This is a genomic window from Actinomadura decatromicini, from assembly GCF_008121305.1.
Classification (GTDB): Bacteria; Actinomycetota; Actinomycetes; order Streptosporangiales; family Streptosporangiaceae; genus Spirillospora; species Spirillospora syzygii.
This window is the reverse complement of the sequence record NZ_VSRQ01000004.1, coordinates 814,381-838,687: the sequence shown is the minus strand read 5'-3', so window position 1 is coordinate 838,687 and position 24,307 is coordinate 814,381. Positions and strand designations below refer to the sequence as shown.

The 24,307-nt window shown below is 74.0% G+C and carries 29 protein-coding genes and 1 pseudogene; 17 read left to right on the top strand and 13 right to left on the bottom strand.

Features of this window, described 5'->3' with window-relative positions; all coding sequences use genetic code 11:
• Positions 1–48 precede the first annotated feature (48 nt).
• Positions 49–723, bottom strand: coding sequence for an ABC transporter ATP-binding protein (locus FXF68_RS22405; RefSeq protein ID WP_246178865.1), 675 nt, complete (start codon positions 721–723; stop codon positions 49–51).
• Between the two features lie 181 nt (positions 724–904).
• Here FXF68_RS22405 and FXF68_RS22400 point away from each other — a divergent pair, with 181 nt between their 5' ends.
• The 9 genes from FXF68_RS22400 to FXF68_RS22360 all read left to right on the top strand — a co-directional run bounded on the left by FXF68_RS22400 (position 905) and on the right by FXF68_RS22360 (position 8,901).
• The gene (locus FXF68_RS22400; RefSeq protein WP_187412530.1) at positions 905–1,360 is read left to right on the top strand and encodes an XRE family transcriptional regulator; all 456 of its coding nucleotides are present in this window, start codon (positions 905–907) and stop codon (positions 1,358–1,360) included.
• A gap of 106 nt (positions 1,361–1,466) precedes the next feature.
• Positions 1,467–1,811, top strand: a complete 345-nt coding sequence (locus FXF68_RS22395; RefSeq protein WP_148762193.1) for an NADH-quinone oxidoreductase subunit A — start codon at positions 1,467–1,469, stop codon at positions 1,809–1,811.
• Positions 1,802–2,683 (top strand): hypothetical protein, encoded by an 882-nt coding sequence (locus FXF68_RS22390; RefSeq protein WP_148762191.1) that lies wholly within the window; start codon positions 1,802–1,804, stop codon positions 2,681–2,683. Before FXF68_RS22395 ends, FXF68_RS22390 begins: the two co-directional genes overlap by 10 nt.
• A complete protein-coding gene (locus FXF68_RS22385) occupies positions 2,676–3,542 on the top strand; it encodes a complex I subunit 1 family protein (RefSeq protein ID WP_148762189.1) in 867 nt (288 codons plus the stop codon). The genes FXF68_RS22390 and FXF68_RS22385 overlap by 8 nt, the downstream gene beginning before the upstream one ends.
• A gap of 14 nt (positions 3,543–3,556) precedes the next feature.
• Positions 3,557–4,057, top strand: a complete 501-nt coding sequence (locus FXF68_RS22380; protein ID WP_148762438.1) for an NADH-quinone oxidoreductase subunit J — start codon at positions 3,557–3,559, stop codon at positions 4,055–4,057.
• Positions 4,047–4,352 (top strand): NADH-quinone oxidoreductase subunit NuoK, encoded by a 306-nt coding sequence (gene nuoK / locus FXF68_RS22375; RefSeq protein ID WP_148762187.1) that lies wholly within the window; start codon positions 4,047–4,049, stop codon positions 4,350–4,352. Before FXF68_RS22380 ends, nuoK begins: the two co-directional genes overlap by 11 nt.
• An 85-nt stretch (positions 4,353–4,437) precedes the next feature.
• On the top strand, positions 4,438–5,994 hold the full coding sequence (locus tag FXF68_RS22370; RefSeq protein ID WP_246178864.1) for a proton-conducting transporter transmembrane domain-containing protein: 1,557 nt from the start codon (positions 4,438–4,440) through the stop codon (positions 5,992–5,994).
• A gap of 4 nt (positions 5,995–5,998) precedes the next feature.
• Positions 5,999–7,486 (top strand): complex I subunit 4 family protein, encoded by a 1,488-nt coding sequence (locus tag FXF68_RS22365; protein WP_148762183.1) that lies wholly within the window; start codon positions 5,999–6,001, stop codon positions 7,484–7,486.
• On the top strand, positions 7,486–8,901 hold the full coding sequence (locus FXF68_RS22360; protein ID WP_246178863.1) for an NADH-quinone oxidoreductase subunit N: 1,416 nt from the start codon (positions 7,486–7,488) through the stop codon (positions 8,899–8,901). Before FXF68_RS22365 ends, FXF68_RS22360 begins: the two co-directional genes overlap by 1 nt.
• A gap of 16 nt (positions 8,902–8,917) precedes the next feature.
• Here the strand turns inward: FXF68_RS22360 and FXF68_RS22355 are convergent, their stop codons facing one another.
• From FXF68_RS22355 to FXF68_RS22345, 3 genes are all read right to left on the bottom strand, one after another.
• Entirely contained in the window at positions 8,918–9,769 is an 852-nt protein-coding gene (locus FXF68_RS22355; RefSeq protein WP_148762181.1) for an MHYT domain-containing protein, read from the bottom strand.
• A gap of 155 nt (positions 9,770–9,924) precedes the next feature.
• Positions 9,925–10,323: an NUDIX hydrolase gene (locus tag FXF68_RS22350; protein ID WP_148762179.1), complete on the bottom strand. Its 399-nt coding sequence runs from the start codon at positions 10,321–10,323 to the stop codon at positions 9,925–9,927.
• A 5-nt stretch (positions 10,324–10,328) separates the two neighbouring features.
• A complete protein-coding gene (locus FXF68_RS22345) occupies positions 10,329–11,147 on the bottom strand; it encodes an SAM hydrolase/SAM-dependent halogenase family protein (protein ID WP_148762178.1) in 819 nt (272 codons plus the stop codon).
• A 60-nt stretch (positions 11,148–11,207) separates the two neighbouring features.
• Between FXF68_RS22345 and FXF68_RS22340 the strand changes: the two genes are divergently transcribed.
• On the top strand, positions 11,208–12,122 hold the full coding sequence (locus FXF68_RS22340; RefSeq protein WP_148762176.1) for a LysR family transcriptional regulator: 915 nt from the start codon (positions 11,208–11,210) through the stop codon (positions 12,120–12,122).
• Here FXF68_RS22340 and FXF68_RS22335 read toward each other — a convergent pair.
• The 6 genes and pseudogenes from FXF68_RS22335 to FXF68_RS22310 form a co-directional block, all read right to left on the bottom strand.
• Positions 12,119–12,616, bottom strand: coding sequence for a RidA family protein (locus tag FXF68_RS22335; RefSeq protein ID WP_246178862.1), 498 nt, complete (start codon positions 12,614–12,616; stop codon positions 12,119–12,121). The genes FXF68_RS22340 and FXF68_RS22335 overlap by 4 nt on opposite strands.
• 89 nt (positions 12,617–12,705) lie before the next feature.
• Positions 12,706–12,858, bottom strand: a pseudogene (locus FXF68_RS43975) (NAD(P)-binding domain-containing protein); the annotation flags it as partial.
• Positions 12,859–12,946: 88 nt separating this feature from the next.
• Positions 12,947–13,255 (bottom strand): DUF202 domain-containing protein, encoded by a 309-nt coding sequence (locus FXF68_RS22325; RefSeq protein ID WP_148762172.1) that lies wholly within the window; start codon positions 13,253–13,255, stop codon positions 12,947–12,949.
• Complete coding sequence (locus FXF68_RS22320; RefSeq protein WP_246178861.1) at positions 13,252–13,695, bottom strand: YidH family protein; 444 nt, start codon at positions 13,693–13,695, stop codon at positions 13,252–13,254. Before FXF68_RS22320 ends, FXF68_RS22325 begins: the two co-directional genes overlap by 4 nt.
• Before the next feature lie 92 nt (positions 13,696–13,787).
• Entirely contained in the window at positions 13,788–14,417 is a 630-nt protein-coding gene (locus FXF68_RS22315; RefSeq protein ID WP_148762170.1) for a MerR family transcriptional regulator, read from the bottom strand.
• 132 nt (positions 14,418–14,549) lie between these two features.
• Positions 14,550–15,269: an IclR family transcriptional regulator gene (locus FXF68_RS22310; RefSeq protein ID WP_067883871.1), complete on the bottom strand. Its 720-nt coding sequence runs from the start codon at positions 15,267–15,269 to the stop codon at positions 14,550–14,552.
• A 139-nt stretch (positions 15,270–15,408) separates the two neighbouring features.
• On the opposite strand from FXF68_RS22310, the gene leuC reads away from it, so the two are divergent.
• The 4 genes from leuC to FXF68_RS22290 all read left to right on the top strand — a co-directional run bounded on the left by leuC (position 15,409) and on the right by FXF68_RS22290 (position 18,236).
• The gene (gene leuC / locus FXF68_RS22305) at positions 15,409–16,806 is read left to right on the top strand and encodes a 3-isopropylmalate dehydratase large subunit (protein WP_148762169.1); all 1,398 of its coding nucleotides are present in this window, start codon (positions 15,409–15,411) and stop codon (positions 16,804–16,806) included.
• A gap of 11 nt (positions 16,807–16,817) precedes the next feature.
• Positions 16,818–17,405 (top strand): 3-isopropylmalate dehydratase small subunit, encoded by a 588-nt coding sequence (gene leuD, locus FXF68_RS22300; RefSeq protein WP_148762167.1) that lies wholly within the window; start codon positions 16,818–16,820, stop codon positions 17,403–17,405.
• Positions 17,406–17,565: 160 nt separating this feature from the next.
• Positions 17,566–17,799, top strand: a complete 234-nt coding sequence (locus FXF68_RS22295; protein ID WP_067883875.1) for an SCO5555 family protein — start codon at positions 17,566–17,568, stop codon at positions 17,797–17,799.
• Positions 17,800–17,957: 158 nt separating this feature from the next.
• The gene (locus FXF68_RS22290; protein ID WP_026403810.1) at positions 17,958–18,236 is read left to right on the top strand and encodes an HU family DNA-binding protein; all 279 of its coding nucleotides are present in this window, start codon (positions 17,958–17,960) and stop codon (positions 18,234–18,236) included.
• A gap of 76 nt (positions 18,237–18,312) precedes the next feature.
• On the opposite strand, the gene FXF68_RS22285 is transcribed toward FXF68_RS22290, so the two are convergent.
• The gene (locus FXF68_RS22285) at positions 18,313–18,519 is read right to left on the bottom strand and encodes a hypothetical protein (protein WP_148762165.1); all 207 of its coding nucleotides are present in this window, start codon (positions 18,517–18,519) and stop codon (positions 18,313–18,315) included.
• Between the two features lie 10 nt (positions 18,520–18,529).
• The gene (cofC, locus tag FXF68_RS22280; protein WP_148762163.1) at positions 18,530–19,192 is read right to left on the bottom strand and encodes a 2-phospho-L-lactate guanylyltransferase; all 663 of its coding nucleotides are present in this window, start codon (positions 19,190–19,192) and stop codon (positions 18,530–18,532) included.
• Positions 19,193–19,280: 88 nt separating this feature from the next.
• Between cofC and FXF68_RS22275 the strand changes: the two genes are divergently transcribed.
• The 3 genes from FXF68_RS22275 to FXF68_RS22265 all read left to right on the top strand — a co-directional run bounded on the left by FXF68_RS22275 (position 19,281) and on the right by FXF68_RS22265 (position 22,326).
• Positions 19,281–20,123: a lysophospholipid acyltransferase family protein gene (locus tag FXF68_RS22275; protein WP_148762161.1), complete on the top strand. Its 843-nt coding sequence runs from the start codon at positions 19,281–19,283 to the stop codon at positions 20,121–20,123.
• 17 nt (positions 20,124–20,140) lie between these two features.
• Positions 20,141–21,130, top strand: coding sequence for an NAD(P)H-dependent glycerol-3-phosphate dehydrogenase (locus FXF68_RS22270; protein WP_148762432.1), 990 nt, complete (start codon positions 20,141–20,143; stop codon positions 21,128–21,130).
• Positions 21,131–21,204: 74 nt separating this feature from the next.
• Positions 21,205–22,326 (top strand): D-alanine--D-alanine ligase family protein, encoded by a 1,122-nt coding sequence (locus tag FXF68_RS22265; protein WP_148762159.1) that lies wholly within the window; start codon positions 21,205–21,207, stop codon positions 22,324–22,326.
• A 10-nt stretch (positions 22,327–22,336) separates the two neighbouring features.
• Here FXF68_RS22265 and FXF68_RS22260 read toward each other — a convergent pair whose 3' ends face one another.
• Complete coding sequence (locus FXF68_RS22260) at positions 22,337–24,250, bottom strand: beta-propeller domain-containing protein (protein ID WP_246178860.1); 1,914 nt, start codon at positions 24,248–24,250, stop codon at positions 22,337–22,339.
• Positions 24,251–24,307 lie beyond the last annotated feature (57 nt).

Genomic DNA, 24,307 nt, shown 5'->3' with positions numbered 1-24,307 from the left:
CTGCGACCTGAGGGGGAGGGGCGGCCTGCCCCTCCCGGTCGAGTCCGCTCAGTCGGACAGGACGCGGCCGTCGCTCAGGGTGATCACGTCGTCGGCGTGGTCGGCGGCGGACAGGTCGTGGGTGACCATGACGATCGTCTGGCCCATCTCGTCCACGGCGCGGCGCAGCAGGGCGAGGACCCCGGCGCCGGAGCGGGAGTCGAGGTTGCCGGTCGGCTCGTCCGCGAAGATCAGCTCGGGGCGCCCGGCGAGGGCGCGGGCGCAGGCCACCCGCTGCCGCTGCCCGCCGGACAGCTCGGCCGGACGGTGCCCGAGCCGGTCCCGGAGCCCGACCGCGTCGATCACCTCGTCCAGCCAGGCCGGGTCGAGGGAGCGTCCGGCGATGTCGGCGGGGAGCGTGATGTTCTCCAGCGCGGTCAGCGTCGGGACGAGGTTGAACGACTGGAACACGAAGCCGACCCGGTCGCGGCGGAGCCGGGTCAGGGCCCGGTCGCCCAGCGCCGTGATGTCGGTGCCGCCGATGTAGGCGTGGCCGGAGTCGGCGGCGTCCAGTCCCGCCATGACGTGCATCAGCGTCGACTTGCCGGAGCCCGAGGCTCCCATCACGGCGACGAAGCGCTCGCGGGGGACGGCGACGGTCACGGCGTCCAGCGCGGTGACGCGGGCGTCGCCCGTCCCGTAGGTCTTGCGCACATCCTCGGCGCGCGCTGCGAACTCGGTCACGTCCGTGCCCCTCTCATTCGACGTAGCCGATTGCAGCGGACGGGGCGGTGCGCGCGGCAGCGCCCAACGGCGGGGGCCGCCGCCGAAGGTCGCGGGCGGGCCACGACTTTCGGAGGGGGCGCGCTTCGGTTGGCTGAGCACGGCATATGTGGTCAACTAAAATCACTCAGAGAGGGGCATGATGCGGGAGCGCTTGCACGAGGTTTCTCCGGGGGCGTCGCTCGCGGAGAAGGTCGAATGGCTGATCCAGAACCTGTGGCCGGCGGACGCGGAGCCGCCGCGCAACAACGTGGACGCGGCCGCCGCCGTCGCGCGCGCCACCGGGGAGGAGATCTCGTCCACCACCGTGTGGAAGCTGCGCACCGGACGGCAGGAGAACCCGCAGCTCAAGACCCTCACCGCGCTCGCCACCTTCTTCGGCGTGCCGATCGGGTTCTTCGGCTTCCCGAGCGAGGCCGAGCCCATCGGGGAGGACCTCACGCTCAAGGCGATCCGCCGGGACGTCGAGAGCGGCGTCATCCGCCCCGAGGTGCTGCGCGCCTTCGTCGACCTGTCGCCGGAGGCCCGCTGGGTCGTGGACGAGATGATCCTCGCCGCCGCCGCGGCCGACCGGCGGCGGACCCGCCTGGACGGCTGACCGGCCGTCGGCCGGGCGGTGGACGGGACGGTCGGCCCGCAGGTTTCCGGGGTGCCTGATCAGGTAGAGGTCAGGTGGAACAGGTGACCCGTACCCCGGAGGGGCAATGGCGCCGTACGCGGTCGTCCTCTCGGTCGTGGGGCTGGTGGCGGCGCTGGTCGCCGCCGTCTACGCCGTCTCGTACGTCCTGACGCCGCCGGGGGCGGAGGCCGGGCCGTACCTGTCCGGGCGGCGTCCGGCCGAGCACGCGGTGTCGCGGTACCACGTTCGGTGGTACGCGGTGTCAATGGTCTTCCTGGCCTTCGACATGGAGATGGGCTTCATGTACCCGTGGGCGCTCGTCGTCGCGTCCGTGGGGGTGAAGGCGGTCGTCGAGATGTTCCTCTTCCTCGGGCTGATCATGGTCGGGGTCCTGTACGCGTGGCGCGAGGGGGCGCTGCGATGGGCCTGAGGGGGCTCGCGAGGGGGTTCGCGGCGCCGCGCCCGTTCGTCGTCTCGGCGGCGGACGGCACGCCCGACCGGCTCGCGGTGGAGGCGGAGATGCGGCGGCGCGGCTGGCGCCCGGCCCTCTCACCGGCGGAGACGGGGACACTCGTCGTGTGCGGCACGCCGGGGGCGGCGCTGGCGGAGGCCATCGAGACCGTGTGGCGGGACATGCCGGAGCCGCGCGTCCGCGCGTCCGCCGACCTCGAAGGCGCCGGAGGCGGGGCGGCGCGGGCTCCGCTGGAGTTGGACGACGTCCCCATGGCCGACCGTGCCGACGACCGCGACGGGCTCCGGCTGGACGTCCTGCACGTGCCGCTAGGCCCCGTCCTCGCGGACTGGCCCGCCGGGTTGCGGGTCGACCTGACGTTGCAAGGCGACGTCGTCCAGGACGCCGAGGCCACGGCGGTGGACACGGCGGACGGCTCGTTCTGGCACGGGCGTCCGGCCGCGTCCCGGCTCGACGGCCTCGCCCGGCTGCTGCGCGTCGCGGGCTGGGACGCGGCGGCCGAGCGAGCGGCGGCGCTGCGCGACGAGACGCTGTCGGGCGCGGTGCCGGAGGAGACGCTCGCGCGGCGTTTCGCGCCGTTCGCGCGCAGGGTCGGACGTTCGCGGCTGCTGCGCTGGATGACGCGGGACGTCGGCGGCGTCCGCGACGCGCTCGACGGCCGGCTGCGCGACATCGGCGCGGCCCTCGAAGGACGGGACGTCCCGCCGCGCCCGCCGTGGCGCGCGGTGCTCGACGCGCTGCCCGCCCTGCTCGCCGGGACGGAGCTGGGCGAGGCGCGGCTGATCGTGGCGGCCCTCGATCCCGACCTCGGGACGGCCGCCGATGGTTGAGGTGCTCGTCCTCGGCGCGCTGGCGGTGGCGGCGGCGTCGCTGAGCGGGCCGCTCGCCGGACGTCCCGCCGCCGCGCCGTTCCGGGAGGCCGCGCGGCTGCTGACCTTGCAGCGCCGCCGGACCGTCCGGGCGGACGTCCTCCTGACCAGGATCGGAGTGGTGTCGCTGCCGATGGCGGCGGCGCTCGCCGCCCTGGTCGTGCCGTTCGGCGGGCGCGTCGCGCTGTCGACGTCGGTCGGCGTCGTCTGGTTCAACGCGATGGAGGTCGTGGCCTGGGCGTCGGTGTGGCTGGTCGGCTGGGGCGCCAACTCGGCGTACGCGCTGGTCGGCGGGTACCGGTTCGTCGCGCAGGGCCTCGCCTACGAGCTGCCGCACATGTTCGCGCTGATCACGGCGTCGCTCGCCGCGCACTCGCTCGACCTGCGGGTGATCGGCGACGCGCAGCACGGCCTCTGGTACGCGGTGTGGATGCCGGTCGCGTTCGCCGTCTACCTGGTGTCCGCGCTGGCGATGACGTTCTGGGGGCCGTTCGGGCACCCGCTCGGCGCGGACCTCGCCGGGGGCGCGGCGCTGGAGCTGTCCGGCCCCGACCGCCTCGTCTTCCTCGCCGGACGGTTCGGGCTGCTGGCAGTGTCGGCGGGCGCCGCCGTCCCGCTGTTCCTCGGCGGGGGCGCCGGGCCGCTGCTACCGGGCTGGCTGTGGTCGCTGGTGAAGGCGTGCGCCGTCCTGTCCCTGCTGGTGTGGACGCGGCATCGCCTGCCGGTCCTGCGCATGGACAGGTTCATGACGGCCGCGTGGACGGTGCTCATCCCCGCCACGCTGCTGCAGATGCTCGTCGTCGGGATCGTCGTCGTCTGAGGAGGCGGGTGCGGGTGGAGGCCGTCGCGTTCTGGGTGCTCGCCGTGGCCGCGGTCGGGACGGGCGCCGCCGTGTTCGTCGTCGACTCGATGGCGCGGGCGACGTTCGCGCTGCTCGCGTCCTTCCTGTGCGCGGGAGGCGAGCTGCTGCTCGTGGGGCTCCGCTACCTCGGCGTCCTGGTGGTCCTGATGATGATCATGGAGATGCTGGTGATGGCCGTCTTCATGGTCATGTACATGATGAACCCGGCCGGGCTGATGCCGATGTCGATGACGCACAACCGGCGCGGCGCGCTCGCCGTCGCGGGCGGCGCGTTCGCGGCGCTCGCGGCCGGGATCCTCGCGGTGCCGTGGCCGGAGCGGCGGGGCCGCCCGCCGCACGACCCGACGGTCGCGCTCGGCGACGCGGTGATGGGACCGTCCATGCTGGTCATGATGGTGATCGGCGTCGCCATCCTGGCCACCATGATCGCGACGGTGGTGCTCGCGACGCACCGGGGACGCTATGACGCTTGAGACGTTCCTGCTGCTCGCCGCCGCGCTGTTCTGCGTCGGGCTGTACGGCGCGCTGTCCCAGCAGTCGATCGTGATGCTGATGATGGGCATCGAGCTGATGGTCAACGGCGTGGTGGTCGCGGCGGCCGGGTTCTGGCACTGGGTGTCGCCGGGGTCGGCGGACGGGCAGGTCCTCGTCCTCGTGGCGATCACCGTGATGGCGCTGGAGATGGCGATGGGCTTCGCCGTCGTCACCGCGCTCTTCCGGGCCCGCGACGTGGACATGACAGATGACGCAGGAGATCTCAAGGGATGAGCGAAGCGAACCGGGGGGTGCGGGGGGTCGTCCCCCCGCGGGGAGCACGCGGATGATGTTGCCGGGGTGGCCGGGAGGGCTCGCGGTGGACGGGTTGTCCGCCGTCCTGCTGGTGACCCTGGCGGTCGTGCTGGCCGCCGTCCTCGCCTACTCGGCGCGCGAGGGGTACGGGCCGCGGTTCTTCGTCCTGATGCTGCTGTTCGCGGCGGCGATGGCCGTGACGGTCACGGCGTCCGACCTGCTGCTGTTGCTGATGGGCTGGGAGGTCATGGGCGCGATGTCGTACGCGCTCATCGGCTACGCCTGGCAGGACGCGGCCCGGGTCCGGGCGGCGGACACGGCGTTCCTCACCACCCGGGCCGCCGACCTCGGCCTCTACGCGGCGGCGGGCTTCGCGGTCGCCGGGGCGCACTCGCTCCGGCTGGACGCGCTCGCGCACGCGGACGCGCCGTGGCGGGACCTGATCGCGGCGGGGGTCGTGGTGTCCGCGCTGGGGAAGTCGGCGCAGCTGCCGTTCTCGTTCTGGCTGTCGAAGGCGATGGCGGGCCCGAGCCCGGTGTCGGCGCTGCTGCACTCGGCCACGATGGTCGTCGCGGGCGCGTACCTGCTGATGCGCCTCCATCCGCTGCTGGACGCGACCGGCTGGGCGAGCACGCTCGTGTCGTGGGCGGGTGCGCTGACCGCGTTGCTGATGGGCGCGGTCGCGCTCGCGCAGCGGGATCTCAAGCAGCTCCTCGCGGCGTCCACCTGCGCGCAGATCGGGTTCATGGTGCTCGCGGCGGGCGCCGGGACGGTCGGCGGCGGCACGGCCCACCTGGTCGCCCACGCGGCGGTGAAGAGCCTGCTGTTCCTGTGCGCCGGGGTGTGGCTGACCAGGGACGGGAGCCACCGCCTCGTGGACGTCGCGTTCGGCGCGGGCGCGCTGGCGCTGGCGGGCGTCCCGCCGCTGGCGCTGTGGGTGACCAAGGACGAGGTGCTCGCGGGCGTCGGCGACCCGGCGCTGCTCGCGGTGGCGTTCGCGGCGTCGGTGCTGTCGGCCGCCTACGCCGGGAAGGCGCTGTTGCGCGTGTTGCGTGCGGTTGCGTCCTCGCCGGTGGCGCTGTCGCAGCGGGTACCGCTGGCGGGGCTCGCGGTGGCGGCCTGCGGGCTCGGCGCGCTCGGGCTGCCGGGCGTCGCGGGGGAGTGGCGGCGACTGCTGGGCGCGACCGGCGACTTCACGCCCGACGTCTGGACGCTCGTCCTGTCCGGGGTGCTCGCCGTCGTCACCGTGGGCACGGTCGTGCTGGCGCGGCGGGCGCCGGAGCCTGGGTGGGCGCTCGACTGGCTGCTGCTGGAACGGGCGGCGACTGCGGGCGTCGTCCGTCCGGTGCTCGCGCTCGCGCGGGCGCTGGACCGGTTCGACGACCGGGTCGTGGACGGCGCCGTCCGCGGCGTCGCCCGCGCCGGGCGCGGGACGGCCGCGCTCGCCGGACGCCGCGTCGAGATCCGCGTCGACGGCGCCGTCGGCCTGACCGCCCGCGCCGCCCGGTGGCTCGCCGCGCTGGCCAGGCGTCCGCAGACCGGGCAGCTCCACCTGTACTACGCGCAGGCCGCGGTGGTGCTCGCGGTGCTCGTCGCCGTCGCCGTCCTGGCCGCCGGGTGACGCCGTGCTGACCCTGGTGATCTTCCTGCCGCTGGCGGTCGCGGTCGTGCTCCCGGCCGTCCCGCGCCGCGCCGTGCCCTGGACGTGGACCGCCGCCGCCCTCGCCGAGGCCGCCCTCGTCACCGCGATGTGGGCCGTCCACGGGACGGGCGGCGGCGTCTCGTTCGAGACGGACGCGCGGTGGATCCCGTCCGTCCGGGCCGGGTACCACGTCGGCGTGGACGGGCTGTCGCTCCCGCTCCTCGCGCTGACCGCCGTCCTGTTCGCGGCGTGCGCGGTGTACTCGCTGCGGCAGACGCACCGCGTGCGGGAGTTCGCGGGGCTGTTCCTCCTCCTGGAGACGGTGTGCCTCGGCCTGTTCGCCGCGCTCGACCTGCTGCTGTTCTTCGTATTCTTCGACCTGTCGATCGTCGGCATGTACTTCGTGATCCTGGTGTGGGGGCACGGGGATCCGGCGCGGTCGGCGCTGAAGTTCTTCCTCTACACGTTCCTCGGGTCGCTCGTCCTGCTGCTGGGGTTCATCGGCCTCTACCTCGGCGCGGACCCGCACACGTTCGACATGGTGGACCTGACCCGGACGCCGCCGCTGTCCGGGTCGCCGGGCCTCGCCGGGCTGACGCTGCTCGCGGTCGGGATCGGGCTCGGGATCAAGACGCCGGTCGTCCCGTTCCACACGTGGCTGCCGCCCGCGCACACCGACGCGCCCGCCGCCGGGTCCGCGATCCTCGCGGGCGTCATGCTGAAGATGGGCGCGTACGGGCTCGTCCGGATCGCGATGCCGATGCTGCCGGACGCCTGGCGCCGCTACGCCCTGGTGATCCTCATCATCGGGCTGGTCAGCGTGCTGTACGGGGCGCTGGTCGCGCTCGCGCAGGACAACGTGAAGCGGCTCGTCGCGTACTCGTCGGTGAACCACATGGGGTACATCGTCCTGGCGCTCGGCGCGGCCGGGTACGCGGCGGGCGGCACGGACGCGCGGCGGCTCGCCGTGACCGGCGCGGTGACGCAGATGGTCAGCCACGGCCTCGTCACCGGCGCCCTGTTCCTGCTCTGCGGGGTGCTGCGCGACCGGGCCGGGAGCTACGACATCGGACGGTTCGGCGGTGTCGCGCGGGGCGCCCCCGTGTTCGCGGGCCTGCTCGCGGTCGCGTCGTTCGCCGCGCTGGGGCTGCCCGGCCTGTCCGGGTTCATCGCCGAGTTCCAGATCTTCGCCGGGACGATCGGCGCCGGCGCGGTCGCCACCGCCGTGACCGGCGCGCTCGCCGTGACCGGCATCCTGATCACGGCGGCGCTGTTCCTGCGCGTCCTGCACAAGGTCGTGCTCGGGCCGCCCGGCGAGCTGACGCCGCTGGTCACCGACGTGCGGCGGCCCGAACTGGCGGCGCTCGTCCCGCTGCTCGCGCTGTCACTGCTGATCGGCGTCGCGCCGCGGGCGCTGCTCGACACGATCGAGCCGCTGTCGGCGGCCGTCGTCGCGCTGGTCGGCCGCTGATGGCGATGACGATGACGGTGGCGATGGGGATGACGGCGGCGATGGGGATGAACGAGAACCCGGCCGATCTCGCGCCCGAGTTGTGCGTGCTGCTCGCCGCCGTGCTCGGCCTCGTCAACGGCCTGTTCCTGCCCCGGACGAAGCAGTTGCGCGTCGCCGTGGTCTGCGCCGCCGGGCTCGTGTTCGGGCTGGCCGCCGCCGGAGTCGCGGCCTCACGACCCGACCTGATGGCGTTCGGGTCGTTCGCCGTCGACCCGGTCACCCACGTCACCCGGATCGCCGTACTCGGCTCGACGCTGCTCGTCGTCGCGCTCGCCGCCGGGGAGGTCCGCGACCACCCGCGCGAGAGCGAGCACTACGCGCTCATCCTGCTGTCGGCGCTCGGCGCGATGGTGCTCGGCGCGACGTCCGACCTGCTGGTGCTCGTCGGCGCGTACCTGCTGGCGAGCATCCCCGCGTACGCGCTCGCCGGGTTCGGCAAGGACGCGCCCGGCACCGAGGCCGCGCTGAAGTACTACCTGATGGGAGCGTTCCTCGGCGTCGTGATGCTCGCCGGGGTGACGCTGCTCTACGGTGTCGGGCGCGGCACCGCCTACGGCACGCTGCGCGCCGGGCTGGCCGACGCCCCGGCCGCCGCGATGGCCGTCGGCGTGGTCGCGCTGCTCGCCGGGCTGCTGTTCAAGGCGGGCGCCGTCCCCGGGCACTTCTGGGTCCCGGACGTGACCGAGGGCGCGCCGCCCGCCATCGCGGCCTACGTCACCACCGTCCCGAAGATCGGCGCGTTCGCGGCGCTGTTCCGGTTCGGCGTGGAGACGGCGCCCGGCGGCTGGGCGCCGCTCGTCTCGGTCGTGGCCGCCGCCACGATGACGCTCGGGAACCTCGCCGCGTTCGGGCAGGACAACGTCCGGCGGCTGCTCGCGTACTCGACCGTCAGCCAGGCGGGGTACCTGCTCGTCCCCGTCGCCATGGCGGGACGCGCCGGCCTCGCCCGTCCCGCCGTGCTGTTCTACGTCGCGGCGTACGCGGTGACGAACGTGGGCGCGTTCGCCGTCGTCCTCGCCTGCGGCCGGGACGACCTCGCCGGGTACACCGGGCTGCTGCGCCGGTCCCCGGCGGCCGGGCTGTCGCTGATCGTCTGCCTGCTCGGCCTCGTCGGGACGCCGCCCACCGCCGTCTTCGTCGGGAAGGTGCTGATGTTCGGCGCGGCGCTGGAGGGCGGCTACGCCTGGCTCGCCGCGCTCGCCGCCGTCAACACGGTCGCGAGCGTCTTCTACTACCTGCGGTGGATCGTCCCGCTGTTCGGACGGCCGGACGGCCGCCCGCCGCCGTCCCGGGCCCCGCTGGCGGTCGCCGTCGCGGCCGCCGCCGTGTCGCTGGCGCTCGGCGTCGGCAGCGGGATCGCGCTCGCCGCCTGAGCGGACGGCCGCCCCGTCAGCCGTCGAACCACTCGGCGGGAGAGCGGGTCCGCGACGGTTCCGTCGGCGGCATCGGCGGATAGGGCGGGCGGATCTCCCGCCGCGCGCGGATGCGTTCCCGCAACTCGGCCTCGATGCGCATCTCGTCCTCGCTCGGCGCCATCGCGACGATCGCCAGCAGGACGATCGACACGACGCCGATCGCGCCGATGAGCGGCACGAGGAAGTCGGTCGCGGTCGCGCCGGTCGGGGGCGCCATGTCGTGGTGCATGGTGACGCGCATCGCCGCCATGCCCGTGTAGTGCATGCCGGTCACCGCGACGCCCATGATCATCGCGGCCCCGGCGGTCGCCCACCCGCCCCGGACCCGCAGCGCGAACCAGAGCGCCGCCGACGCCGCCACCACGGCGATCGCCACCGACGCGGCCACGAGGCCCGGCTGGTAGCCGATGTGGCCCGGCATGTTCATCGCCGTCATGCCGAGGTAGTGCATGCTCGCCACGCCGATCCCCATGATGACGCCGCCCGCGACGATAGCGGGTCGCCCGGCCTCGCGGAAGCCGACGAGGAACAGCCCGGCCGCCACCACCACGACGGCGATGACGCAGCTCAGGATGGTGCGGGGGACGTCGTAGCGGATCTCGGCGCTTCCCACGCTGAAGCCGAGCATGGCGATGAAGTGCATCACCCAGATCCCGGTCCAGCCGATCGCGAGCGCCGCGAGGGCCAGCCACGCGGCGCGGGCGCGTCCGGCCGAGACCCGCGCGCGTGCCGTGCACAGCAGCCCGAGCAGCGAGCCGGTGACGGACATGAGATAGGCCAGGGCGGGCGTCAGCACCCCGTAGGAGAAATGGTCAACCTCCGCCATCGGATCCCCCGGCTTCTCACGCGACGCGGTCGAGGGGATCATAGCCGGATAACCTGCGGAAACTTCGATCAGCGCCGGATGCGGCCACTTTTGGCACCGGCGTCATCCGTTTCAGGTCAACACACGTCTGATTTACCGTTGAAACGGAGGAAGGCTCAGGTGAGGAGGCCGTTCCGGTGCGCCAGGTCCAGGGCCGCCTGGGCGGCCGGGGCCAGGAGGTGGCGTTCGGCGGGGGCGACGTAGACGTACTCGTCCACCTCGCCCGCCGCGGACATCGCGCCCCGGTAGGACGCCGTGAAGCAGGCCATCCGCACGTGCGCGAAGTCGGGCTGGTCGTGCGCGGGGGCGCGGACGACGCCCAGCTCGCGGAACGACGCCTCGTCCAGTTCGAGGGCGAGTTCCTCGCGGACCTCGCGGGACAGGGCCGTCCAGTCGTCCTCGCCCCGCTCGCGCTTGCCTCCGGGGAGGTAGAGGAGGTCGCGGCCCCGGGAGCGGACGGCGAGCATCCGGCCGTCCGACACCTGGACCCAGGCGACCACGTCGAGATCGGTCATGGCGGTCAGTCTGCTACACGCAGGGTGAGCGTCCCGGCGACGCGGAAGGCGGCGGCCGCCGAGCCCTGGTTGACGGCCAGGCCGAGCCAGCCGGACGAGTCCACCCACACCAGCGGCTCGCCGATCGCGACGCTGCCGAACGTCTCCACGAACGGGACGCGGGCGGAGTGCTCCCGTCCGTCCGGATCGGACCAGGTCAAGGCGAGGACGGTGCCGTGCGGCAGGGGGCCGAACGCGGCGGCGAGGTCGTCCGGCCCCGCGCCGAGAACCAGGCTGCCGTAGCGGTCGGTGTAGAGGACGGGCGCCGCCAACTCGCCGTCGCGCGCCGCCGGAGGCGGGACGTCCAGCGGCAGCGGCTCGACCGGCGCGCCGAGGGCGGCCACGTCCACGCCGGTGGCGAGGTGCGCGGCGGCAGGGGCGAAGACGTCCCGCCCGTGGAAGGACGCCGACACCTCCGGCAGCCGGTACGCCGATTCCTCCAGGACGTGCGCCCGCGCGATCCCGCCGAGCGCCTCCGCCGCCGGGACCAGCAGGCCGTTGTCGGGGCCGACCAGCACGTCCCCGCGCCCCGTCTCGATCGCGACCGGGCGGCGCGGCGTGCCGACGCCCGGGTCGACGATCCCCGTGTGCACGCCCACCGGCAGGTACGGGAGCGCCTGCCGCAGCAGCATCGCGCCCTCCCGGACGTCGAACGGCGTGATCTCGTCGGTCAGCACCAGCACGGTCGCCGCCGGGGCGATCCGGTGGACGACGCCCGCGCAGATCCCCGTGTACGCGGCGCCGAAGTCGGTGGCCAGGCTGACGAAAGCGCGGCGGTCGGGCATGGGGCGACCCTATCCGGCGGCGCATCCGGGGCTCCGGCCAGACCGCCGTATCCTGCGGGGATGCGCGCAGAGGCCCTCGACCCCGTCCTCCTGCGGACGTTCGTCGCCGTCGCCGACCTCGGCTCGTTCACCGCCGCCGCGGCCGCCGGCGGTTACACCCAGTCGGCCGTCTCCCGGCAGATCGCGGCGCTGGAGGACGTGTGCGGCGTGGAGCTGTTCGCGCGCGGCGCCCGCGGCGTCCGCCCGACCCCGGCCGGGGAGCACCTCCTCCCGCACGCGCGCGGCCTGCTCGACCGGCTCGCCGACACCGCCCGCGCGCTGGAGGGCCTGCGCCGCCTCGACACCGGCACGCTGCGGCTCGGCGCGTTCCCCACCGCCAACGCCGCGCTGGTGCCGCGCGCCCTCGCCCGGTTCCGGGAGCGGCACCCGGGCGTCCGCCCGCTGCTGCGGGAGGGGACGACCGAGCGCCTGCTGCCGATGCTGGAGGCGGGCGACCTCGACCTCGCCGTCGTCAGCACGCACACGCTGCCGTCGATCCCCGCCGGTGACCTCGTCGAGCTGCTGGACGACGCGCTGCTCGTCGCGCTGCCGAGCGGGCACCGGCTCGCCGGGCGCGACCACGTCCCGCTCCGCGAGCTGGCCGACGAGCCGTGGATCGTCGCCGACCAGCCCGACGCGGTCGCCGCGCTCCGGGCCCGCTGTGCGGCGGCCGGGTTCGTCCCGGAGACGCCGCTGCGGGTCGCCGAGTGGGTGTCCAAGCTTGGCCTGGTCGCGGCGGGGTTCGGGGTGACGCTGGTGCCCGCGCTCGCGGCCGCCGCGATGTCCAGGGACGACGTCGCGCTGCGCCCGCTCGCGTCCGCCGCGCCCGCCCGCCGCGCCGTCTACGCGGCGGTCGGGCGGCACGCCCGCAGGTCGCCGCCCGTCGCCGCGTTCCTCGCCGTCCTGCGCGAAGTGGCCGAGGACCTGGGAAGTTAGGGGAGGGCGGCGACGATCTCCACCTCCAGCAGCGCTTCCGGGTGGAACAGGCGCGACACCTCGACGGTCGTGCTCGTCGGCGGCGGTCCGGTGAAGTACCGGGCGCGGACGGCCCCGTACTCGGCGCGCAGGCCGATGTCGGTGAGGAACGTCCGGATGTTGACGACGTCGGCGAAGCCCGCGCCGTGCGCGGCGAGGATCCGCTCCAGCAGCGACATGACCACCTCGGACTGCCGGGTCATGTCACCGGGCGCGTCCACCTCGCCGTTCTCGTCCAGGGCGATCTGCCCCGCCACGTAGAGCATCGGGCCCGCGGTCACGTGGGCGGTGTGCGAATAGGCGGGGTTCGGCGGGGCGGGGACGGTCGCGGGGTTGTCGAACGTGACGCGCATCGGCGCGGTCCTCCTGACGTGGTCGGGGAGTGCGGTGAGGTCGTGGCCGCCGAGTCCGGCGGCGAGCGCGGCGTCCACCCGGTCCATGACGGCGGGCAGCACGCCGCCCGGACGGGCGCCGTCCAGGGCGAGGGCGAGGTCCTTGGCCGCCAGGGCGACCGTGAAGCGGGCCGGGGCGCCCGGGACGGCGTCGCACAGAGGATCGCCGGCTCGCCGGCCCCCGCCAGCGGCGCGGCCCGCGCGGGCGTGCGGTTCCAGACGGACAGGTCGTGACCGGCGGCGAGGAGCCGTCCGGCCATGGGGGCGCCCATGCGCCCGAGTCCGAGAAAGGCGATTCGTGTCATGGCGCGACCGACGCTATGCGCCCAGTGGCCATGTCACCAGCGAAGACTTCGCACGTCTGGCATGCGCGGCGCGCATGCCTCAGCTGCCTCAGTGCAGCGCGAGGAGCACGGCGACGACCGCGAGCAGCACCGTCAGCGCGGTCGCGAACAGCACCGACCCGGGGTCGGCCGCCGCCCTGCCCGCCGAGACGCCGTGCCGCCGGGCGCGCAGGTTCGCCCTGGCCCGCCGGATCTGCAGCGCCGCGCCGCCGCAGACGACGGCGCCCGCCGCCACCGCGCCCGCCGACGTCGGCGCGAGCCGCACGCACAGGAAACCGGCGACGATCAGCGCCAGCGTCGTGCGGGACCAGGCCAGCGCGGTCCGCTCCGGCTGCGCGCCCGGGTCGCCGACCTTCATCGGGTCAGCAGGACGGCGATCAGCAGGGCGAGCGCCGTGCCCGCCAGCCCGTAGGCCATCACGGGGGCGAGCACCGGCAGCGGCAGCGTCTCGGCGCGGCGCAGCGCCCGCTCGGTGCGCAGCCAGCGGCGGAACGCGAGCACCGCGACCAGCGCGCCCGCCGTGCTGAAGCCGACCGCGAGGACCGCCCGCAGCGGCGTCTCGATCAGGCTCTCGGCGAGCGCGATCCCGATCCCGCCCGCGATCAGCGCGAGCGCGGTCCGGATCCAGGCGAGAAAGGTGCGCTCGTTGGCGAGCGAGAAACGGGGGTCGGGGTCCTCGCCCTCGGCGAGCAGGCGGTCGGTCCACCGGTCGCCGGAGGTCTCCGGACGCTGCGCGGCGGTCACCGGCATATCACTCTGCGGAATCCCTGCGGCGTGGTCGAATGCTGTCTCATGCATTCAATATTAGACACCCGTTGCAAATTCTCAATTGCCGGGATATGAATGGTCAATTCCGATCTATCATCCCGGAATTGGGGGGACGTCCCAGGTCAGGCCGGGCCGAAACGCCGCGCGGAGGCGTCTTCCTGGGCGAGCCTGTGCAATGCCGTCAGCACCTGCTCGTAGAGCACGGTCGACACCACCAGGGAATGGACGGCGCGGGCGCGGGGCGTCCCGTCCGCGACCCGGCCGATCTCGTGCTCGGCGACCTCGCTCGCGGCGTTCACGTACGGGCGCAGGTCGCGCAGCGTGATCGGGAAGCCGAGCCGGCGGAGCGCGACGAACGTGTGCGCGAGCAGGTCGCGGGCCGGGGCGCGCTCGCCGACGTGCCAGCCGAGCTCGCGGACGAGGGCGTCCACGTCCTCGCGGGCGGCGCGCCAGTGCGGGTCGTGCGGGGCGGCGACGTGCGGGCCGATCGCGTGCTGGGTGGTGGCGAACAGCTCGTGCAGGCTGGTCCCGTCGTCCTCGATGGCGGCGATGATCTGCTGGATCGAGGACACCGGCAGGTCGCCGACGTCGCGCAGCGCGCTGATCAGCCGCAGCCGCTCCAGATGGCGGCGGTCGTACTCGGACCGCGTCGCGCTCACCGCCGAGCCCTTCGGGAGGAGGCCCTCCCGGATGTAGAACTTGATCGTCTGCACCGTGAGACCGCTCCGATCGCTGAGCTCGGAGATCTGCACCGCCGCACCCCCTTTGCCGGAGGTCAACGCTATCGGCACCTGCTGTGCCGATACCTGGGCTTTCGCTCGGGCGTCCGACTTGCGTGGAACGTCGGCAACCGGCGGAATTCACGGCCGGGGGTGAGAGGCGCGTCAGGAGGCGGTGCGGCGCATCCCCTCGGAGATCCGCTCGGCGGCGGCCGCGACGGGCGCGGCGTGCAGCCGGCCGGGCGAGCGGGTCAGCCGTTCGAGCGGCCCGGACACCGAGACGGCGGCGACCACCCGGCCGCCCGCGCCGCGGATCGGGGCGGACACCGACCCGACGCCCTGCTCGCGCTCGCCGACGCTCTGCGCCCAGCCCCGGCGGCGGACGGACGCGAGCGTCGCAGCCTCGAACTTCGCGCCGCGCAGCCCGCGGTGCAGCCGGTCGGGCTCCTCCCAGGCGAGCAGGATCTGCGCGGCGGACCCGGCGGTCATCGGCAGGGCCGCGCCGACCGGGATCGTGTCGCGCAGCCCGCTGGTGCGCTCCGCCGCGGCGACGCAGACCCGGACGTCCCCCTGCCTGCGGAACAGCGAGGCGCTCTCCCCGGTCGCGTCGCGGAGCTGGGCGAGGACGGGCTGGGCGATGGCGAGCAGCCGGTCCTCCCCGGCGGCGACGGCGAGCTCGGCGAGCCGGGGGCCGAGGATGAACCGGCCCTGCGTGTCCCGGTGGACGAGCCGGTGGTGCTCCAGCGCGACGGCCAGCCGGTGGGCGGTCGGACGGGCCAGCCCGGTCGTCTGGACGAGCTGCGCGAGCGACGCGGGCCCGGCTTCCAGCGCGTTCAGCACGAGAACGGCTTTGTCAAGTACGCCGACTCCGCTAGAGTTGTCCATGTCTTGATATTGCCGTCTCGTAATTTGAGATGCAAGTCGAGCAGACCGGAACCGCGGGCCGCACCGGAGCGCCCGCGCGGCGCAGCGGGCGACCGAGCACGCGACGCAGCACGCGACGATCAAGGACGAGGTGGGAGCGATGGGCCGAACACTGGCCGAGAAGGTGTACGACGCGCACGTCGTACGGCGAGCCGAGGGTGAGCCCGACCTCCTCTACATCGACCTTCACCTGGTCCACGAGGTCACGAGCCCGCAGGCGTTCGACGGGCTGCGGATGGCGGGCCGCCCGGTGCGCCGCCCCGACCTGACGATCGCCACCGAGGACCACAACGTCCCGACCACGGACCTGCTCAAGCCGATCGCCGACCCGGTGTCGCGCACGCAGGTCGAGACGCTGCGCAAGAACTGCTCGGACTTCGGCGTCCGGCTCCACCCGATGGGCGACGACGGGCAGGGCATCGTCCACGTCATCGGGCCGCAGCTCGGGCTGACCCAGCCGGGCATGACGGTCGTGTGCGGCGACTCGCACACGTCCACGCACGGCGCGTTCGGCGCGCTCGCGTTCGGCATCGGCACGAGTGAGGTCGAACACGTCCTCGCCACGCAGACGCTGCCGCAGATCAAGCCGAAGACCATGGCCGTCACGGTGGACGGCGCGCTGCCGGACGGCGTCACCGCCAAGGACCTCATCCTCGCGATCATCGCGAAGATCGGCACCGGCGGCGGCCAGGGGCACATCGTCGAGTACCGGGGCGAGGCCGTCCGGTCGCTGTCGATGGAGGGCCGCATGACGGTCTGCAACATGTCCATCGAGGCCGGGGCCCGCGCCGGGATGATCGCCCCGGACGAGACGACGTTCGAGTACCTCAAGGGCCGCCCGCACGCCCCGCAGGGCGAGGACTGGGACAAGGCCGTCGAGTACTGGACGTCCCTGCGCACCGACGACGACGCCGTCTTCGACAAGGAGGTCGTGATCGACGCGGCCGAGCTGACGCCGTTCGTCACCTGGGGCACGAACCCGGGCCAGGGCCTGCCGCTGGGCGGGTCCGTGCCCGACCCGGCCTCGTTCGACGACCCGGTGCAGCGCCAGTCGGCCGAGCGGGCCCTGGAGTACATGGGCCTCACGGCCGGGACGCCGCTGCGCGACATCGCCGTCGACACCGTCTTCGTAGGCTCCTGCACCAACGGCCGCATCGAGGACCTGCGCGCCGTCGCCGGGGTGCTGGAGGGCCGCAAGGTCGCCGACGGCGTCCGCATGCTGGTCGTCCCCGGCTCCATGCGGGTCAAGAAGCAGGCCGAGGAGGAGGGCCTGGACGCGGTCATCTCCGCGTCCGGCGCCGAATGGCGGGAGGCGGGCTGCTCGATGTGCCTCGCGATGAACCCGGACAAGCTGACCCCGGGGGAGCGCAGCGCCTCCACGTCCAACCGCAACTTCGAGGGACGGCAGGGCCCCGGCGGGCGCACCCACCTGGTGTCCCCGGCCGTCGCCGCCGCGACCGCAGTCACCGGCCGTCTGACCGCCCCCGCCGACCTCTGAGGACACGAGCCATGGAAGCCTTCACCACCTACACCGGGCGCGCGGTGCCGCTGCGCCGCAGCAACGTCGACACCGACCAGATCATCCCGGCCGTCTGGCTGAAGCAGGTCAGCCGCACCGGGTTCGACAAGGGCCTGTTCTCCGCCTGGCGGGAGGACCCGGAGTTCGTCCTGAACCAGCCGCAGTACGAGGGCGCGGGCGTTCTGGTGGCCGGGCCCGACTTCGGGACGGGGTCGTCCCGCGAGCACGCCGTCTGGGCGCTCCAGCAGTACGGGTTCCGCGTCGTGATCGCGCCGCGCTTCGGCGACATCTTCCGCAACAACTCCACGAAGATGGGGCTGCTGCCCGTCGTCCTCACCGGCGAGCAGGTCGAGGAGCTCCAGGCCGCCGTCGAGAAGGACCCGGCGCTGGAGGTCACCGTCGACCTGGAGAAGCGCGAGGTCCGCTGGGAAGGCCGCACCGCCGCCTTCGAGATCGACGACTACACCCGCTGGCGCCTCATGGAGGGCCTGGACGACATCGGTCTCACCCTCCGCCACGCCGACGCGATCAACGACTACGAGGCCGGGCGCACGCCCTGGCTTCCCGTCACGCTCTAGCGCTCCGGCGCCCTCGCGGGCATGGCGCGTTTCGCCTGGCCCGCCGTCCTCCGCGACGGCGGGCCAGGCCCTTTTCCGCCCCCTGGTGGACGAACGGCGACGTCGAGCGGGGAGAATTCCCTTAGTGCGAACACACCGTCCGACCGTTTGGGGGGATGAATTGAGCACGGTCCCACGGACCGAGCCCGAGTGGGACGACCCTGCCCTGACCGAGCTCGCGCGGCGGTTGCGCGACGCCCACCGGGCCGTGGCGCCGCTGCCGCCGGACGACCGGCGGCGGCTCATCCGCCATCTCCTGGCGATCACCGATCTGGCGAAACGGGACCCCGAACTGGCCTCGCGGAGGCTGGAGACGTTCCTCGCCGATTTCCACGAGGCCCCCGACGTCGGTTAGCGTGCGCAGTGGCCGGATCCGGTCCGGTCACCCGGCGAGACGGGGGCGAGGCCGACAAAAACGCCAGCGACACGCCAACTCGTGCGTGCAGGTGATTGTGTCCATGCTGAGGGTCCCTTAGTTTCGTTCGGGCAAGGGGGGAACTAGAGGAGTAACCCATGAACAAGCGTGAGCTGGTCGACGCCATCTCTGACCGGCTGGGCAGCAAGAAGGCCGCAGCCGAGGCCGTCGACGCCATCCTGGAGGCGATCCAGACCGCCGTCGCCAAGGGCGACAAGGTCGCGATCACCGGGTTCGGTTCGTTCGAGAAGGCCGACCGGCCTGCCCGCACGGCCCGCAATCCCGCAACGGGCAAGACCATCGAGGTTCCCGCGACGTCCGTGCCGAAGTTCAAGGCGGGCGCCGACTTCAAGAACCTGGTGGCCGGCAAGAAGTAGCCCGGCAAGAAGTAGCTCGCCGCGCCAGTGCCCGGGCCCGTGCTGACGGGACCCGGGCGCTGCCGCGTTCCGAGGCCTAGTGCGGCGGCAGCGGGAACGTCGACAGCGTGACGACCGTGATCCGGCCGCCGTCGACCGCGAGGTTCACCCGCTGCCCGAACCGCAGCCGCAGCAGCCCGCCCGCCGCGAACGCGGCCGCGTCGAAGGGCAGCTCCGTCCCGTCGTCGAGCAGCACGCTGCCCGACCGGGTGTCCGCGTCGAACGCCTTCACCGTCGCCTGCATGAGCCGAATGCTAGGCCAGCGCGGGCAGCCGCGCCGCGACGGCGGACGTGCGCGGCCCCGCGCCGAGGGCGAGCGCGGCGCGGAGGTCGTCGAGGGTGTCGACGTCCTGCCGGACGGTGTCGGTCCCCGGCAGGACGATCTCGCGGACCCCGCGGGCGCGGTGCGCGGCGCGCGAGTCGGCGCCGAAGGCGGGCGCGAACGGGACGCCGGGGCGCGCCGTGTACAGCGTGGTCCCCGTTCCGGCCGCGTCCGGGACGAACGCCTCCGGCGCCCGCGCCGCCGCGTCCAGCACGCGGGCTAGTTCAAGAGGGCGCAAAGCGGGCAGGTCGGCGGAGAGGGCGCCGACGCCCGCGCCGGGGGCCAGTTCGCGGCCCCGGCCGGCGCCGTGCACGAGGGCCGGGTTCAGCCCGGCGTCCGGGACGTCCGGCACGACGCGGGCGCCGAGCGCGGCGAGGTCCGCGGCGGGAAGGGGGTCGTCGGTGACGACGATCACGGTGCGGACCCGGTCGCAGCGCAGCGCCGCCGCGACCGTGTCGGTCGCCACGGCGAGCGCGAGCGGCTCGCGGAGCGGCCCCGCCGCGCCGGACATGCGGGTCTTCGCCCTGGCCAGCACCTTGACCGGCACCACGAGCGACCAACGGAGATCAAGCGCGCTGCGCGCTGCGGTAGACATGGCAACTCGACACTATGCGCACGTAACCGCGACACTTGAGGACACCCCGCGTTCGCCGCGGGGTGTGGGGAGTGAACGAGGAGGGGGCATGAGCCACGGATATTCGCCCGCCTGGCGCGGGCTCACGGTCGGCATCCTGCGCCCGCTGCTGTTCGGCCTGCTGAAGCGCGACTGGCGGGGCCGGGAGCACGTGCCCGGGGAGGGCGGCGTCATCATCGCCGCCAACCACATCTCCGAGTCCGATCCGCTGGCGCTCGCCCACTTCGTGTACGAGTCCGGCCGTTTCCCCGTGTTCCTGGCCAAGTCGACGCTGTTCGACACGATGGTCGTGAAGAACATCCTGCGCGGCACGGGGCAGATCCCCGTCCACCGCGACAGCGACGACCCGGCGCTCGCCCTCAAGGACGCCGAGAAGGCCCTGCGGGACGGCGAGTGCCTCGTGTTCTACCCGGAGGGCACGTGTACCCGTGACCCCGAGCTGTGGCCGATGACCGGGCAGACGGGCGTGGCGCGGATGGCCTTGTCCACGGGCGCGAAGGTCGTCCCGGTGGCGAGCTGGGGCGCGCACGAGCTGCTGCCCTACAAGAAGGGCGAGCAGACGGGCCTGGCCGGGAGCCTCAAGAAGGGCCTCCACCCGTTCCCCCGCAAGACGATGAAGGTCGTCGCCGGTCCGCCCGTCGACCTGTCGCGGTACGCCGGACGGCCGCTCACCCGCGAGACGCTCCGCGCCGCCACCGACGAGGTCATGGCCGCGATCACCGCCCTGCTCGCCGGGATCCGCGGCGAGCAGCCGCCGAAGGAGCGCTACGACCACCACCGCGTCCTGGAGGAGCGGCGCCGCGCGGCGGCCGAGGCGTTCGAGCCCGCCGTGCCCGAGCAGGCCGCCCCGGGCCGGGAGACCGCCGCCGAGCGGAAGGCGGACGGCTCGTGACGTTCCGCACGGCCGTGATGGGTGCCGGGTCCTGGGGGACGACGTTCACCAAGCTGCTCAACGACGCGGGCGGCGAGGTCGTGCTGTGGGGCCGCCGCCCGGAGATCGTCGAGGCGGTGAACGAGCGGCACGAGAACCCCGACTACCTGCCCGGCGTGACGCTGCCGGAGGCCGTCCGGGCGACGCTCGACCCGGCGGAGGCGCTGCGCGGCGCCGACTTCGTCGCGCTGGCCGTCCCGGCGCAGACGCTCCGGCGGAACCTCGCCGCGTGGGTGCCGCTGCTGCCGCCGGACGCGGTGCTCGTCAGCCTGATGAAGGGCGTCGAGCTCGGCACGACGCGGCGGATGTCGGAGGTGATCCGGGAGGTCGCCGACGTCCCGGAGGAGCGGGTCGCGCTGTTCAGCGGGCCGAACCTGGCGCGCGAGATCGCGACCGGCGAGCCGGGCGCGGCCGTCGCGGGCTGCGCCGACGAGGCCGTCGCCCAGCGCCTCCAGGCCGCGACGATGACGCCGTACTTCCGCGTCTACACCTCCACGGACGTGGTGGGCTGCGAGCTCGGCGGCGCGGTGAAGAACGTCGTCGCGCTGTGCGTCGGGATGGCGGCCGGGCTCGGGTTCGGCGCGAGCACGCAGGCGGTGCTGATGACCCGCGGGCTCGCCGAGATCGCCCGGCTGGGCGCGGCGCTCGGCGCGGACGAGCACACGTTCGCGGGCCTCGCCGGGATGGGCGACCTCGTCGGCACGTGCATGTCGCCGCTGTCCCGCAACCGGACGTTCGGCGTGAACCTCGGGCGCGGCATGACGCTGGACGAGGTCATCGCCGTCACCAAGCAGACGGCGGAGGGCGTGAAGTCGTCCGAGCCGGTGCTGGAGCTCGCCCGCAAGCACAACGTGGAGATGCCGATCACGGAGGCGGTCACCGCCGTCCTGCACCACGGCATGCCCATCAAGGAGGCGGCGATCTCGCTGATCTCGCGCTCCCCGAAGCCCGAACGGTACGGGGTGTGACCCGCGCCGGCGGGGCGCAGGCGGGCGGCCCGCTCATGGCCGCCGCGGACTGATCACAGATAGGGTCGGGCCTCATGTCCCAGGTTTCAAAGACGCGCGTGGCCGTCGTCTTCGGCGGACGCAGCTCCGAGCACGCGATCTCCTGCGTCACCGCGGGGGCCGTCATGGCCGCCATCGACCGGGACCGGTACGAGGTGGTGCCGATCGGCATCGCCCGCGACGGCCGCTGGGTCCTCGCGCCCGCCGACCTGCGGCTCGCCATCGAGGACGGGCTGCTGCCCGAGGTGACGGGCTCCGGCGGCGTCCTCGCGCTGCCCTTCGACCCGGACAGCCGCGGCCTGATCGTCGTCGAGCAGGGCAAGGTCCCCGAGACGCTCGGCGACGTCGACGTCGTGCTGCCGCTGCTGCACGGCCCCTACGGCGAGGACGGCACCATCCAGGGCCTCCTCGACCTCGCGGGCGTCCGGTACGTCGGCGCCGGGGTGCTGGCGAGCGCGGTCGGCATGGACAAGGGGTTCATGAAGCTCGTCTGGCAGGCGCGCGGCCTGCCCGTCGGCCCGTACGTCCTGGTCGGCGACCGGGAGTGGCGGCGCGAGCGCAAGCGCAAGATCGACGAGATCAAGGAGCTGGGGCTCGCGGACGGCCGCGCGGTGTTCGTCAAGCCGGCCCGCGCCGGGTCGAGCATGGGCATCAGCCGCGTCACCGCCGAGGCCGACCTGGAGGCCGCGGTCGACGCGGCCCGCGAGCACGACCCGAAGGTCGTCGTGGAGGCGGCGATCGAGGGACGCGAGATCGAGTGCGGCGTCCTGCAGGGCCTGGACGACGGCCCCGCCGAGGCCAGCCTGCCCGCCGAGGTGCTGATGGCGGGCGGCCACGACTTCTACGACTTCGAGACCAAGTACCTCGACGGCGCCACCAGGATGGCGATCCCGCCCGACCTGCCGCCCGCCGCGATCGAGGAGGTCCGCCGGATCGCCGTGCAGGCGTTCGACGCGCTCGACTGCGAGGGCCTCGCCCGCGTCGACTTCTTCCACACGCCGGACGGCGGCTGGATCCTCAACGAGATCAACACGATGCCGGGGTTCACCCCGGCGTCGGCGTTCCCGCAGATGTGGGCGGCGACCGGGCTCGACTACCCGGCGCTCGTCGACCGGCTCATCCAGACCGCGCTGGGCCGCTCCACCGGCCTCCGCTGATCCCTCGCCCTCACTTGAACGGCAGCCAGGCGGCGTCCTTGAGCGTGGCGGCGTCGGTGGCGCGGGCGCCGTCGTCGGAGAACGTCCAGAGGGTGTTCCCGACGACGAGCGAGCGCCTCACGCCGTTGCCGAACCGCTCGGTGTCCGGGTGCCGGACGGTCCCCGCCTTGGTGATGGACGTCCCGCCGACCTTGAGGACGAGGGCCTCGCTCGTCCCGCCGCCGGGGTCCGTCACCGGGATGACGGTGAGGCCGGACTGCGGCCAGTACAGGAACGCGTGCGGCTCGAACTCCGCCTGGGACGAGGCGTCCGGCAGCCGGTAGGAGGCGACCCTGCGGGGCTGCGCGGCGGACACGTCGAACAGCGAGACCTGGAGCCCGAGCGTGCGGCCGGAGGCGTCGGCGTCCCGGCCGACGCCGAGCAGCCGCCCGTCCGCCAGCGGGTGCAGGTACGCGGAGTATCCGGTGATCTTCAGCTCGCCGCCGAGCCGGGGCCGCCGCGGGTCCTTCAGGTCGAGCGTGTAGAGCGGGTCGACCTGGCGGAACGTCACGACGTAGGCGGTCGTCCCGAGGAACCGGACGGAGTAGATCCGCTCGCCCTTGCCGAGCCCGCCGAGGCGGCCGATCTCGTCGAGGCGTCCGCCGTGCTGCGCGAGGACGTACACCGCGCTCTCCGACTTGCGCTCACGGGAGTCGATCTGGCTGGTCGTCGTCGCGAGGCGCAGGTTTCCGTCCAGTTCGGACAGCGAGTACTGGTTGAGCAGGAAGCCCTTCACCGAGCCGGACGCGACGTAGCGGGGGCGTTCCGTCCCAGCGACGTCGAACTTGTAGACGTCGGTGCGCGGCTCGGGGGCGCGCGGGGGCGCGTTCCACGTGTACGGGGTCGGGGGAGTGCCGGTCACGTAGAGGCTCTTCCCGTTGCCGTAGACGGTCGTCCCGTCGGCGGCGACGGCGATGGCCTTCGGGTCGCCGAGCCCCTTCGCCAGGTCGAACGTCAGCACCGACAGCAGCGACGACCCCGCGTACGAGGACGGGCGGCTCACCTGGTCGCACGGGCTCCGGTACGTCGCGGCGCGGCCGCCGGCGCCGTCGTCCGTCCGGAAGGACGGCAGCCAGGCGTCGAGCGGCGCCTTCAGGACGGCGGCGCGGTTCGCCTCGGCGGCGTGCTTCTCGCCCTTGCCGCCGTTCCCGCCGGGGAACTGGATCCGCGGCGTGGACCGCATCACGACCCGCACCGTCGAGCCGGTCTGCCGCGCGTCGACGTAGGCGGCCTCGGTGGTCATCGTCCCGACGACCTTCGGCGCGGCGGACAGGTCGACGAGCGTCAGCCGCGTGGTCGGCACGGCGGTCGGCGTCGGCAGGTCGTCGAACCCGCCGGGCCCGGGGACGGGACGGCGCTCCAACGGGAGCATGGCCGTCTGCTGGGTCGTCACGAGCGCGCGGTCGCCGCTGAGCAGGAGCTGCGCGTCGGCGCCGCGGAAGGCGCCGCCGAGGCCGGGGAGGTCCATGGTGTGCGCGACCCTGCGGGTGGCCGGGTCGATGACGCGCAGCTCGCCGCCGGTCACGGTCACGATGCGGCGGCCGTCGGTCTTGACGAGGTCGGGCTCGTCCGCGCCCGGCTCGTGCGAGTTGGTGGTGGAATGCTGCGGCGTGCCGGGCGGCGGCGCCGCGTTCGGGACGCCCGGCTGCGCCGCCTCGGGACCCTTGCGCAGCGCGGTGTCGCCCTCCAGCGGCACCATGCCGGGGACGCCGCTCAGCCCGTACGGGCCGACCTTGTCCGCCGTCGCGCGGCGCAGGCCGTCGAGGAGCGCGTCGCAGCCGTCGTAGGCGACGAGCCGGACCTCCGGCCCCGGCGGGGCGGGACGGTGCGCGCCGCCAGGGGAGCCGCCGCATCTGGCCGCTCCGGCCAGGGCGAGCGCTGTCACGGACGATGCGAGTGTGCGTCCACGCATTGACCTTGGACGCAAACAAGCCCGTCCAGG